This is a genomic window from Microbacterium sp. SD291, assembly GCF_017355365.1.
Classification (GTDB): Bacteria; Actinomycetota; Actinomycetes; order Actinomycetales; family Microbacteriaceae; genus Microbacterium.
Window position 1 is genome coordinate 17,405 of sequence record NZ_JADIJR010000016.1, and the last position, 12,636, is coordinate 30,040.

Below are 12,636 nucleotides of genomic sequence, written 5' to 3' on the forward strand. Positions count from 1 at the left end.
GCTGCTCGCCGGCCTTGCTACTCTGAGCCCGGGCTGAGGAGGATCGATGGCACAATCGCAACCAGTGAAGCGGATGGTCACGCGGTGGGTGCGAGCATGGCATGACTCCGGCGCGCGGCATGCCATCACGCGCGCCCGATACGCTGTGGCCGCCAGGATCATTCCCGGGGAGTTCTCCTACGGAAAGTATCCGCACACCTTCCTCGAGAGACTGCCGCCGTCGGAGCTGGGAGGCGCGAGTCGCCTTCCTCGGAGGATCTGGGTGTTCTGGACGGGGTCGAACCCGATGAGCGCCGATCGCCGGGCCGGCTTCGAGAGGCTCGTCGCAGTGAACCGGGATATCCCCGTGGTGCTGGTGACTCCTGAGAATCTCGACGACCATCTCGTGGATGGATTCCCGCTGCACCCTGCCTACGAGCATCTTTCGTTCACGCACCGGGCGGACTACCTGCGAGCGTATTTCCTCCACCACCATGGCGGCGGGTACAGCGACATCAAACCTCTGCTCGATTCGTGGCTCCCGCATTTCGACACGCTCGAGCAGTCTGACGCGTGGCTGCATGGAACAGCACTCACGAGTCCGTACTTCACGGGCAACAATCGTGGTCGGCTCGGCGCGCACCTCCGGCGGTACTACCAGGACCTGGTCTCGAGCGTCGTGCTCGTCGCGCGGTCGCATACGCCGCTCACAGCCGAATGGCTCAGGGAGGTCGATCGCGTCCTCGACTATGCGGCGCCCGCGCTCGAAGAGTTCCCCGCCGACGGGGCACACGGATCCAGTGGGTATCCGCTGGAGTGGATGGACCTGCTCGGCGACATCCTGCAGCCGTTGACGCTCAAGTACGCAGATCACGTGCTTGTGGACCGGTCGGACTGGTGGGACACCGAGGCGGGTTACCGGTGACATGCTGAGACGCGGAATCCGCCGAAAGGCCAAGCTGCTGTGGCGCGCAGCGGGAAACCTCGTGGACAGGCGGCTGTACCCGCGGTGCGCTCCTGTTCGCGCCCACTGGTGGACGTGGCATCCCAATTTCGGAGATGAGATCAACCGTCTGGTGCTTCCGAGGTATGGCATCGCTCCGGTCCTCACTCGCGCGGCCGACGCTGAGCTCTTCGGCGTCGGTTCGATCCTCGAGCAGGTTCCCTCCGAATTCCAGGGCTGGGTATGGGGCAGCGGGAAGATGCAAGACGATCAGCCGACGCAGATCCCCGCCGCACAGGTCCTCGCGGTGCGAGGCCGGTTGACGCGAGACCTGCTCGGACTCGCCGGGAGCACGCGACTCGGCGACCCGGGTCTGCTGGTGTCGAGAGGAATTCGCAGGGCGCCTCTCAGCGGCAGGATCGCGATCGTGCCGCACTTCAGCCATCGAGGCTCCGCTGAGGTGGATGCGCTTGTGAAACGTCTCGGGCAGGCGGCATACGTCATCGACGTCACCGATCGCCCGAAGAAAGTCATCAGGCGGATCAGCGCGGCCGACGCGGTCATCAGCACTTCGCTGCATGGATTGATCGTGGCGGATGCCTACGGGATCCCCGCGGTGTGGGCGCTGCCCGAGCCGATGCTCGGTGGAGGCGCTTTCAAGTTCCACGACTACGAGAGCGTCGTCCTCCCCGGCGGAGGGAGCCGGCGGATCGATCTCGCGGCGGTGCGCACGAAGAGTGATGTCGACGAGCTCGCGAGCTGCGCCGACGGCGATGCGGTCGCGCGTGCGCAATCCGAGCTCGAACAGGCGCTGAGCGATCTGAAGCGAAGTCTTCCGCGTCGGATCACACCGTTCAGGCTGGCACTCGAACAGGCGCGGTCCTGAGCGGGAGATACCATGTGACAGGCGGTGGGGCCGCCCGATCGGCGCCGGCCGAGTACTCAGAGGGGGACATTCGTGGGAGAGTCGACGACGCGTGCGGCACTGGTCGTGATCGCCACCTACCGCCGGCCGGATCACGTGCGAACGTGCCTGGAGCACATCCGCCGGCAGACGACGACACCGAGCCGGGTGATCGTCGTGGACGCTTCACCGGACGACCTGACTCGGGACGTGGTCACGGCGTTCGAAGACGTCGAGTATCGGCGCAATGATCTGGGGGCCGGCACCCTGGCCGCGTCCCGCGCCATCGGGGTGCAGGATGCCGTCGAGGACGTGGTCGCCTTCATCGACGACGACGCCTATGCCGAGCCTCAGTGGCTCGCGGAGCTGCTCGCCGCCTACGACGATCCGACAGTCGGCGCTGTGGGCGGGCGCGCTGACAACGACCGGCCGGGTGAGGAACGGGAGGGACTCGACAGCATCGGCCGCTTCCTCGCCGACGGCACGCTCACCGGAAACTTCGGCGCCGACCCCGGTCGCATCGTCGAGACCGACCACATGCTGGGTGCCAACATGTCGGTGCGCACCGACGCGCTGCGCGCGATCGGCGGGATCCATGACTACTACCCAGGGACGTGCCTCCGCGAGGACTCCGACCTCTCGCTCAGAGTCAAGAAGGCCGGCTACCGCATCGTTTTCGCGCCCCGCGCCGCGGCGCTGCACGTCGCTGGTGAGTATGCCAAGGGCAAGCGATTCGACCTCCGATATCGGTTCTACGGGGCGCGCAATCACATCCTGCTTCTGACGACGACGCTCGGCTGGACCGATGCCCATCTCCCGCGGCACCTCGGCAAGACGCTGCGCGGTGCGATTAAGGAGTCATGGTCCGGGGTTCTCGGATGGCCGAGCAAGCGGGGTCTGACCGCGAAAGCCCGAGGGATCGCCGGAGGCGTGAGTCGTGCGGCTGTCGACGTGGCAGGCACGGTCGTCGGGCTCTGCGCCTCGATCCGGCCTGTGGACCGCGCGGCCGGCGTCTCACAGAGCTGGCGGTAGCCGGATGGAGCCGCGAGCAGTGGACGACTCGTCGCGGTCGGTGCGAGCGGTGTACGTCGTGCTCTCGCACCGGAACTGGGCGCAGGTGCGCCGACTCGCCGGCGCGATACTCGTCTCCAGTCCGGAGGCGCGAGTGATCATCGCCCACGACGCCCGTGCCGAGACGTTTCCCGTCGATGCGGAAGACGAGCGCATCGACATCTTCGCGCACGGTCTCGCCTGCGACTGGGGTTCGTGGGAACTCGTGGACGCCGCATTGCGCGCGTTCGACAGGGCTCGGACGACGTGGGATCCGCAGCTGATCTGCCTGATCTCGGGCCAGGACTACCCGATGCGTCACCTGCCGGAGTGGGAGCAGGAGGCGATCACCGCGCCGAGCTGGATCGGAGAGGCACGGCCGCTGCGCTATCGACCGCGGTGGGGGCGGCGACGTGGTCGGGGCGACGATCGGTATACGCGCTACGCGTACCGATGGTTCCGGGCGCCGTTCGGCGGAACCGGACTGCCGGCGCACTCGGGAGCCGGCCGCTTCGCTGCGCGGGTCCGCCGCGCTCTGGCGCTGCACCTGGAGCCTGTTTTCAGCATCCGGTTCGTCGAACGCGGGAGAGGGCGCCATTACGGCATCCGTCGTCTTCGCGTTCCGTTCACGACGCAGACACCCTGCTACCTCGGGTCGCAGTGGCTGGCGGTGCGCCGCCCTGAAGTCGACGCGCTTCTCGATCATGACTTCGCCAGGGGGACGCCGCTTCGACGGCTGTACCGGCGCTCGGTCATTCCCGACGAATCGGCTCTGGTCACCCCTCTGAGCTGGCGGTCGAACCCGAGTTCGCTGCCACCGGTGTCGCTGAGCAGATGGGATCCGGACGACGATGAGACCGTGACCTGGACCCTCGAGGACCTTCCGATGCTGCTCGGGAGCGGGTCGCCGTTCTGCCGCAAGGTCGATCCGGACCGCAGTGCCGAGCTGATGGATGCTCTGGACGAAGTGATCGCGGGTTCGTGATGGACTCCCTCACCTTCGCGCTCGTCATTCCGACCTATCGGCGCCCGCATCTCGTGCTGCAGGCTGTCGAGAGCGGTCTCCGCCAGGACCGCCCGTTCGATGAGATCATCGTCGTCGCCGACGGCGAGGATGATCCGGCACTCGACGTGCTGCGCGAACAACCCGTCGTCATCGAGGCCGTCCCGCACGGCGGAGTCGCGTCGGCCCGCAATGCGGGAATCGCGCGAGCGACGACCGACTGGGTGTGTTTCCTCGACGATGACGATCTGCTGCATCCGCACTACCTGTCGAGCCTGGAGCGCGATATCGAGGCGCGGCCCACGGTCAAGGCGTTCAACACCGAGTACTGGAGCTTCGCCGAGAAGGCGGGGCCGCGAGAGGAGTTCGAGGCTCGCGACCTCGATGGATGCCTCGCTGCGGCAGCGACGGCTGCGCCGAAGAACGACATGGCCTATCTCCACATCGAGGGGCGCAGCTTCGACCGGCTGCTCGAACGGCTGCTCGGCTCCATGAGCACCGCCGCGGTCGAGCGTGAGGTGCTGCAGCGCGCCGGCGGGTTTCCTACAGGATTCGCGACTGCCGAGGACTGGACGATGTACGTGAACGTCTCGCGGCTGACCGAATGGGGAGTCGTTCCGGAGCGTCTCGCATTCTTCCGCGACCATGTCGCGAACGTCACGCATACCGGATCCACGTCCAAGGGGCTTACTGTGCTCCGCGCGATCGGATCGTTCTGGGGTCCGACCCCGCTCCCGACTCCGCCGCATCGGTCGCTCGACGACTACCGGCGCTTCTATCGCTATGAACTGAGGAACGTACTGGAGCGCTGCCGGCGCGCGCGGGATATCGTCGCCTACCGAGAAGCGCTGCGCCTCGCCGCTCCGATCCTGCCGCGCCGCATCGACCGGCTCAGCGCGATGATCCCGCCGGCGATGTGGGAAGGCGTGCGCCGCATCCGCCGCCGTCGACGCGGCGGCGACGTCTCCTGACCTCGTTCGAGGCAGCGCTATTCGAGCTGTCCGAGCTCGACGAGACGGGCGAACTCGGGGTCGCGATCGCGCACCTCGTCGAACGTCCCCTCTGCGGCGATGCGTCCGCCGCGCAGATGGATGAGGTGATCGACCGAACGGACGGTCGAGAGCCGGTGAGCCACGATGACGATCGTCATCCGGCCACGGAGCTGCTCGAGGGTCTGCGCGATCTCGCGTTCCGTCGCGTTGTCGAGCGCGCTGGTCGCTTCGTCGAGCACCAGCAGGCGGGGTCGACGGTAGAGCGCCCGAGCGAGACCGATCCGCTGACGCTGACCCCCTGAAAGCCGGACGCCGCGATCACCAACGACCGTGTCGACGCCCTGGGGAAGCTGCTGCAGCAGATCGGTCAGCTGCGCCTGCCCTGCGGCATCCCGCACCCGTTCGAGATCGATCGACGCCGCGTCCTCCCCGAACGCGATGTTCTGCGCGACGGACGCGTTCACGAGGAAGACGTCTTGGGGCACGACCCCGATTCCCGAGTACCACGATGCGAGATCGTCATCGATCAGGCGATCGCCGCACCGCACCGCACCAGACGTCGGCGTGAGCAGCCCGAGCACGATGTCGACCACGGTCGTCTTGCCCGCTCCGCTGCCTCCGGTGAAGGCCGTCGTCCGGTTCTCGGTGATCGTCAGATTCAGATCGGTGAGCACCGGCTGATCGGCATCGGGGTAGGCGAAGGTGACGCCGTCGAGCACGATGTCGCCCTCCGGGCGGGGGCCGCTGCGCGGCGTCTCCTCATGACGTCCGCCGGCTTCGAGCTCATCCAGGGTCTCTGTCATGATCCGCATGCCTGCCTGCCCCGAGCGCGCAGTGGCGAGACTGGCGCTCACCCTGTTCATCGTCGGCAGCGCGCGCATCGACGCCGTCGCGAACAATCCCAGGATCGGGATGACTTCCGCGCTCTGGCCGATCGCGAAGAGGATGCCGGCGATCCCGATGATCGCGATGATGAATGACACCTCGAGCAGGTAGCGCGGCACATCCGAGATGAAGCTCATCTCGCGCCCGAGGCGTGCGCCCCGCAGCCTTGCGTTGCGGAATCCGCGTACGAAAGACGAGGCGCTCGACGTGAGCCTCGTCTCGCGGAACCCGTCCAGTCCCGGCATCAGCGACTGCCACGCTTCCAGTCCCGCCTCGGCGAGGTCCTCTCCGATTCGCAGCTGGCGAGCGCGGAGAATGCGCTGCACGCCGAAGACCAGTCCACCGAAGAGTGCGACGGCGAACAGCGTGACGAGCGGCGCTGCTGCCGCGAGCACGACCATGATCGCCGCGAGCATCAGGACGTCGGTGCAGAGGGTCACCGACGCGAGGAGCACGCTGGTCGCCTGGTTCGTGCAGTCGTTGATGTTGCGGTACACGACGGTGAGGGATCTCGCGCGGTGTGCCGTGTAGGGGGACAGCACGTAGCGATTCATGAGCTCGGCAGCCGCCAGAGCGCTCACGCGTGTCGTGCGGCCCAGGAGCCACCACCGGAACGCCAGCGCTCCTGCGCTCTTGACGATGAACGCGATGACCACGATGCCCGCGACGAACGGGATGAGAGTCGAGAGTTCGTCCGTCCCGACCATGCCGACGACCCACTGCAGGAACCCACCTTCAGGTGAGCCGGAGGTGATGAGCTGCATCAGCGGGATCATGGCCGCGACGCCGGCCATGTCGAGCAGCGCCAAGGCCACGGACGCCGCGACCGTGGAGCCTATCCAGCGCCGCGGGCGCGCACCGGTGACCCTCAGCAGAGTGCCCAGCTGGGGCAAGAGGCCGGAGCGTCGCTCGGTGCGTTTCATCGGGTCCTCTCGGGTGCGCGCGAACAGGTGTATCGGCGCGTGCTCGCTTACGCTAACATTGTGCTCGCATCGGTCCTTCATTCGGATCGATGCTGCGCGCTTTGTGCTCTCTGGGGAAGCGTGTCAACTAGCGCCGATTGGGGAATCGAATGACTGAGAACGAACAGGACGGCATCAGCCGTCGAACTGTCACCAAGGCGATGGCGTGGGCAGTGCCCGCCGTCGCCGTCGCCTCTACTGTGCCCATGGCGGCCGCCAGCTGCATCCCGGAGATCTTCCTGGGTGCGGGCAGCTGCAAGTGTCCTGGCCAGAGCACGGATCTGCCGTGGACCTACTTCCTCCGAGTGTGCGCAGGCGGAACCGCTTGCCCGATCGGGTCCAAGGAGGTCACCATCACCAAGATCGTCTCGAACAGTGGTGTCACTGTCTGGGAGGGTTCGCAGACGATCGGCGTCGACGGATGCACCGTCATCCAGGGAAGCTCGAGCAACAGCGCGAACTTCCTCGACATTTACCACTCCATCGATGGTGTCGACCAGTCGCCGACCCGGGTGAACGCACCGCCGAACTGCGACGACATCGAGAACGCGATCGGGGAATGCTCGGTCGTCGACTGACGCGAATCGATCGTCTGATCGAGAAGTGGTGCCCGTGCTCAGCACGGGCACCACTTCTTCGTTTGTTCCGCAGGTCTCTCAGCCGCGGACTGCGCGCAGTGCACCGAGGAATTCGGCGGCGCGCTGTGACCAATCCACTGCTGCGACAGTCGCCGCCTCAGGGAACCGGGTCTTGGCCGGGACCGCATCGGCCACAGCCCCGGCGAACGCGTCGCCTTCTGCGAGCACGACCCCCGGCGCTTCGCGAAAACCCGCCACGGGCGTCGACACGATCGGTCGCCCGACAGCCTGATACTCGTAGAGCTTCAGCGGATCGAGGCTCTCCGTGAACGGCGTCACGAGGTGCGGAACCACCAGAACGTCTGCGTGCTGCAGATAGCCGGGCACCGCGTCCCGGGGGCGGGCGGCCAGCACCACCGCACCGGCGTCGCGCAGCAGCGCGGTGTCGGCGGCATCCAGCGAATCCGGCCCGACGAGCGCAAGCCGCCCGTGTCCGTGCAGTGCCCGCGCCGTCGCGGCGGCCAATTCCACGTCGAGCCTGTCTCGGTGCAGGGTGCCGAGGTAGAGGGCGTACGGGCCGTCCGGAAGGTCCGCGGGGCGGGGCATCGGCATCCGGTACCGATCGACGTCCACCGCATTGCGGATCACGTCGATGTCGGCCCGCTGCGGGCGCTTGCGCCGCGCCAGTTCGGGAGAGCAGGCCACGACTGCTGCGGCGTTCTGCAGCAGCCACTCCTCGCCGGCCGCGATGCGCGCGAGCTCCGCGGCCGGCCGTTCGGCGGCCAGCCAGTCGTCGGTCATGTCGTACAGCGTGCGCCATCCGGTCGAACGGGCGAGGCCCGCCGCCGTCGGGTCGTTGATCCACAGCAGCGGATGCTCCATGCCGAGCCGCGCTGCGGCACGGGCGGCGCTGCCGGCGAGTCGTGAATCTGCGCGGGCATCGAGCCGACGGGGCAGCCACTTCACGGGCCGGAACGACCACAGGCGGTCTGTGAGCGGGCGCAGGCGGCGTCCGAACCTCGGCGCGAGTCCACGGCGCACGGCATGGAGCGGATCATCCGCCGGCTCGATGAACAGCACGCGAAGCGCCGGGTCGGCGTCGAGAAGTCCCGACACCAGGTATTGGTTCCTGCGCCACACCTCGTCCCACGCTTCGAGAGAGACCACGACGAGATCGGTCATCGGACTCTCCGTCCCAGCGCTGCCCTGTAGACGGCATCGGTTCCTGCGACCTGCTCCGGCAGGGAGAAGCGCTGGCGCTGTCGGAGGCGCACCGCAGTCCCGAGTTCCGACCGGCCATCGGCGTCGGCCGCCAGCGAGCGCAGAGCGGAGGCGGCAGCTGATGCGTTCTCGGGAGGGAACAGCGCCCGCGGGTCGAGATCTTCGAGGAGGTCGAGGTGTCCTGCTGCCCCGGCGGCGATCACGGGCACCCCGTGCGACATGGCTTCGAGCACGGAGATGCCCAGTCCCTCCTTCGGGCACGTCGCGAGGAGCATCCCGGCTTCGTCGAGCAGCGCCGGCACGTCTTCGCGGAAGCCGAGCAGCGTGACGGCATCCGCCACGCCGAGATCCCGAGCGAGACGATCGAGCAGGGGGCCGTCCGGCCCGTCGCCGGCGATCAGCAGACGCCAGCCGCTGTCCGCCAGGCCAGAGGCGGCGAAGGCGCGTACGCCCAACGCCGTCTGCTTCTCGGGCTGCAGCCGCTGTGCCATCAGGATCGTCCGGGAGTGGCGGACTCGATCGGAGGTCACGTTCGGCACGCCCGTGTGTACGATGGTGCTCGGAACGCCGGTGCTCGCGGCGACCGCGCGGCTGATGGCGATCTCCGCGTCGATCCGTCCGGCCAGCACTCGATCCCACCTGAGCGGCCCGACCCCTCCGCGGGCGGAGGCGAAGTGGCGTGTCGAGACGACCGCCGGGCGGGGATGCCGACCGGGAATCCCGAATGCGATGGCGGCCGCGCCGTCGGCGGCGGTCATGTGAGTGTTCGCGACGTCGACCTCGACCGAACGCAATGCCCGAACGAGCTGACCGACTCCCGTTCCTCGCGTGAACGGCACTCCCGCGGCTTCGAGCGCGGGGGCCATCAGCGCGGGGTCGCCGCCTGCCACTCGCACGTCGTGACCCGCATCGGCCTGCGCGATCGCGAGCCTGAGCACGAAGCGCTCCACTCCCGCGAAACGATCGGAGCACACGGCGTGAATGATGCGCAGACTCCCCGTCATGCGCCCCTCCGCGCCGATGCAGGGATACGGGCGCCCAGATCCTCGAGCAGCGCGACATACGAGGCCGCCGCTGCGCGCCACCCGTGCCGCAGCGCGCTCTCCCGGCACCGCTCCCGCCAGGAGCCGGGTTCGGCGGCGGCGAGCTCCTCCAGCCGTTGCGCGATCTCACGCGGGTCCTGGCCGGTGAGGTAGCCGTTCTCACCGTCGACGATCACCTCGGGAGCGATGCCGACGCGCGTGCACACGACCGGGATGCCGGAGGCCAGGGCCTCGAGTATGACGAGGCCATGCGACTCGTAGGCGCTCGGGAACACGAACATGTCGGCAGCGGCATACAGCTCGAGCAGGTTCTGCCGAGGGCCGGTGAACAGCACCCGGTCGGCGACGCCGAGGCGCTCGGCCTGCGCGCGCGCGTTCTCGATGGAGTGTTCGTAGCCGCCGACCGCCAGCAGCAGGACGGTCGTCGCTTCGGTGAGCGCCTGGATCGCGTGCTCCAGGCCTTTGCGCTCGAACTCGTAGCCGACGAACAGCGCAACGCGATGTTCGTCGTCGAGCTGCAGCGACTCACGGGCGGCCCGGCGCTCGGCATCCGTCGGCGGCTGGAACCGTTCGCCGTCGACCCCGTTCGGGATGACCTCGATGCGCGGGCGGACCCTCCCGTACGTGCGCCGCAGGGCGTCCGGCTCGGACGCCGACAGCGCGACGACCGCCTGATGGATGCCGGTGCGATACCGGATCAGGTCGCGGACGAAGGTGAACGTGTGCGTGGGGTTGCGCAGCATCCGCCAGACTCCGTTGCCCCGCTGGCGCATCGCCTCGCCGACGATCCCGTGGTTGACGTAGACGTCCCCTGCCATCACACCGTTGTGGCAGATCGACACGGAGCCGGGACGTTCCGCGAGGAAGCGCTTCGCGCGCCGGGTGCCGACGGTGCTGAACCACGCGGCCCGTCGCAGCAGGAACACGCCCGACCCGATGCGGCTGCGCGGCGACCGCGCGCGCCACGGCCGGCCCATCGCGGATGCCGTGCCGAACGTGAACGAATCCACCGTGTGACCGAGCTCGCGGAACTCCCGCTCGAGGTTCCACGCGACTCCGGCTACGCCGAACCCCGGGCCGATGGTCGGGGCGATCTGCACGATGTGCATCAGTGCGCCCTTCCGGCTCGCGTCTCGGCGCGCATCGGACCCAGACGATACAGCCGCGCGCGCCGGCGCGCGGCTGCGCCGCGCTCACCGGGTAGAAGCGCCGACCGCACGGTCGCGCCCAGCCACTGCGCCGCGCGTGCGCTCGCCCAGCCGGCCGCTCCGAAGTGCTTGCGGTAGTAGCGCTCCTGCGAGGCATGGAACGTCGTGTCACGTCGCAGCGGGTCGGTGCTGGTGCCGGCACCCGAGTGCAGTGCACGTGCGGCGTCGACCTGTCGGTGATGCCAGCCCAGCCGGTGCGCGCGGTAGGCCCAGTCCGTCTCCTCCGCGTACAGGAAGAAGCGCTCATCGAACCCGCCGACCTGCTCGAGCGCCGCCGCGCGCAGCAGCAGCACGGAGCCGATCACGAATCGGGGGCCGCGGATGAACCGCCCGAGGCCGACAGCCTCGAGCCAGGCTCGTGCGGGGGAGGGGAACACCCACTCCACTCTCGCCGCGGCTCCCGCTTCGTCGATCTGCGCCGGGCCGACGCTGGCGAGGTCGCGGTCGGCATGCAGCGCGGACTTCAGCACGCCGACGGCTTCGGGATCGATCACGGCGTCCGGGTTGAGGAGCAGCACGTCGGCGCCTGGTACGAGGCGGTCGTCGAGGCCCAGGTTCACGGCCGCGCCGAAGCCGATGTTTGCGCCCGAGTCGCGATAGCGCACCCCGAGTTCCGCGCACAGCGCAGCGTTCTCCGGCATCGACGAGTTGTCGATCACCGTGACCGGCAGGGAGGCGACCGGCTCCAGCGCGCGCCGCAGAAGATCAGGAGCCCCGTAGGCGACGACGATCACCTCGACGGCGTCGTCGGCACGCGCCCCGTCCGTGACGGGTGCGGTGTGCAGGATGCTGCGGTAGAGCGCCAGGTAGTCGGCGGCGACCGCATCCCAGGAGCATTCGGCGGCCCTGATCCGCCCTGCGGCGGTGAGCCGGTCGCGCTGCGGCCCGGCAGCGTCCACGAGCGCGTTGGCGAGGGCCGACGCATCGCCGTGCGGGACGACGAGCCCCGCTCCGCTCACGACGTCGGGCAGGGCGCCGGCATCGCTCGAGACCACCGGGACGCCTGCGGCCATCGCCTCCACCGCGACGCGGCCGAACTGCTCGGTCCAGGAAGGTGTGGGCAGCGACGGCACAGCGAGGACGTCGATTCCGGCGAGGAACTCCGGGACGTCGCCGGGCTCGACGCCGCCGACGTACTCGACGCGATCGGCCAGACCACGGGTTGCGGACTCCGCCTCGATGCGCGCGGACAGGGGGCCGGTTCCCGCGATGCGAGCGTGCAGGCGCGGGTCGGAGGCGAGCGCGTCGAGCAGCACCAGCAGGCCCTTCTCGGGCACCAGCCGTCCGAGGAACCCGACGACGATCCGGCCGCGATGCGGCGGACGCTCCGTCTGCGTCGGCGCGGGCAGATCGACGCCGAGCGGGATCACCCGTGCGCGACCCGGGAAGCCCTTGCGCTCGGCGATCAGGGCGGCGTCACGGTTGCACGCGGAGACGGCGGATGCGGCGACGAGCGCCCGGCGCTCGATGGCGCGGAAAGGCAGCGGGTAGCGCTTCAGCAGGTTCTGCGCCGTGTAGAGCATGAACGGCGCGCGCTGCCGGCGGAGCGCCCGCAGCACGAGCACCTCGGCCATGCTCAGCGAGAACGGCTCTTCGTGGATGTCGATCACATCCCAGTCCTCGCCGAGCGCCTTCCAGAGAGGCCGCGGATCGTAGACGAACAGAGCCGGATGCGTGCCGAACGTGCGGGCGCCCGTCGCGGGGTCGTCTGCGTCGGTGCTCAGGGTGACCGGGACGCCCCCGGCATGCCACCGTCTTGCAGTGATCACCGTGACCTGCGCCCCGCGCGTGCGGAGGGCGCGTTCGCGGCCCCGCCATCCGGGAACAGTGGCGCTGTGAGAGATTCTCAACACACGCATGCCGACTCC

11 protein-coding genes are annotated in these 12,636 nt (G+C 68.8%); 6 read left to right on the forward strand and 5 right to left on the reverse strand.

The window, feature by feature from the left end; translation table 11 throughout:
- The first annotated feature begins 262 nt into the window (after positions 1-262).
- The 5 genes from IPV10_RS10430 (at position 263) to IPV10_RS10450 (ending at position 4,850) form a co-directional block, all read left to right on the forward strand.
- Positions 263-904 carry a hypothetical protein gene (locus IPV10_RS10430; protein ID WP_207483498.1) on the forward strand — a complete coding sequence of 214 codons (642 nt, stop codon included), beginning with the start codon at positions 263-265 and terminating at the stop codon, positions 902-904.
- A gap of 151 nt (positions 905-1,055) precedes the next feature.
- Entirely contained in the window at positions 1,056-1,808 is a 753-nt protein-coding gene (locus tag IPV10_RS10435) for a polysaccharide pyruvyl transferase family protein (protein WP_207483500.1), read from the forward strand.
- A gap of 72 nt (positions 1,809-1,880) precedes the next feature.
- On the forward strand, positions 1,881-2,858 hold the full coding sequence (locus tag IPV10_RS10440) for a glycosyltransferase family 2 protein (protein ID WP_207483502.1): 978 nt from the start codon (positions 1,881-1,883) through the stop codon (positions 2,856-2,858).
- A gap of 19 nt (positions 2,859-2,877) precedes the next feature.
- On the forward strand, positions 2,878-3,861 hold the full coding sequence (locus tag IPV10_RS10445) for a hypothetical protein (RefSeq protein ID WP_207483504.1): 984 nt from the start codon (positions 2,878-2,880) through the stop codon (positions 3,859-3,861).
- Positions 3,861-4,850: a glycosyltransferase family 2 protein gene (locus IPV10_RS10450; protein ID WP_207483506.1), complete on the forward strand. Its 990-nt coding sequence runs from the start codon at positions 3,861-3,863 to the stop codon at positions 4,848-4,850. The genes IPV10_RS10445 and IPV10_RS10450 overlap by 1 nt, the downstream gene beginning before the upstream one ends.
- A 17-nt stretch (positions 4,851-4,867) precedes the next feature.
- Here IPV10_RS10450 and IPV10_RS10455 read toward each other — a convergent pair whose 3' ends face one another.
- Complete coding sequence (locus IPV10_RS10455) at positions 4,868-6,679, reverse strand: ABC transporter ATP-binding protein (RefSeq protein WP_207483508.1); 1,812 nt, start codon at positions 6,677-6,679, stop codon at positions 4,868-4,870.
- 149 nt (positions 6,680-6,828) lie between these two features.
- Between IPV10_RS10455 and IPV10_RS10460 the strand changes: the two genes are divergently transcribed.
- Complete coding sequence (locus IPV10_RS10460) at positions 6,829-7,296, forward strand: hypothetical protein (RefSeq protein WP_207483510.1); 468 nt, start codon at positions 6,829-6,831, stop codon at positions 7,294-7,296.
- A 78-nt stretch (positions 7,297-7,374) separates the two neighbouring features.
- Here the strand turns inward: IPV10_RS10460 and IPV10_RS10465 are convergent, their stop codons facing one another.
- From IPV10_RS10465 to IPV10_RS10480, 4 genes are read right to left on the reverse strand one after another with little or no spacing between them, the layout of a single operon-like run.
- On the reverse strand, positions 7,375-8,478 hold the full coding sequence (locus IPV10_RS10465) for a glycosyltransferase (RefSeq protein ID WP_207483512.1): 1,104 nt from the start codon (positions 8,476-8,478) through the stop codon (positions 7,375-7,377).
- A complete protein-coding gene (locus tag IPV10_RS10470) occupies positions 8,475-9,491 on the reverse strand; it encodes a glycosyltransferase family 4 protein (RefSeq protein WP_207483514.1) in 1,017 nt (338 codons plus the stop codon). The genes IPV10_RS10465 and IPV10_RS10470 overlap by 4 nt, the downstream gene beginning before the upstream one ends.
- A 26-nt stretch (positions 9,492-9,517) precedes the next feature.
- Complete coding sequence (locus IPV10_RS10475; RefSeq protein WP_207483516.1) at positions 9,518-10,669, reverse strand: glycosyltransferase family 4 protein; 1,152 nt, start codon at positions 10,667-10,669, stop codon at positions 9,518-9,520.
- Complete coding sequence (locus IPV10_RS10480) at positions 10,669-12,537, reverse strand: glycosyltransferase (protein WP_307861103.1); 1,869 nt, start codon at positions 12,535-12,537, stop codon at positions 10,669-10,671. The genes IPV10_RS10475 and IPV10_RS10480 overlap by 1 nt, the downstream gene beginning before the upstream one ends.
- Positions 12,538-12,636: the final 99 nt, after the last annotated feature.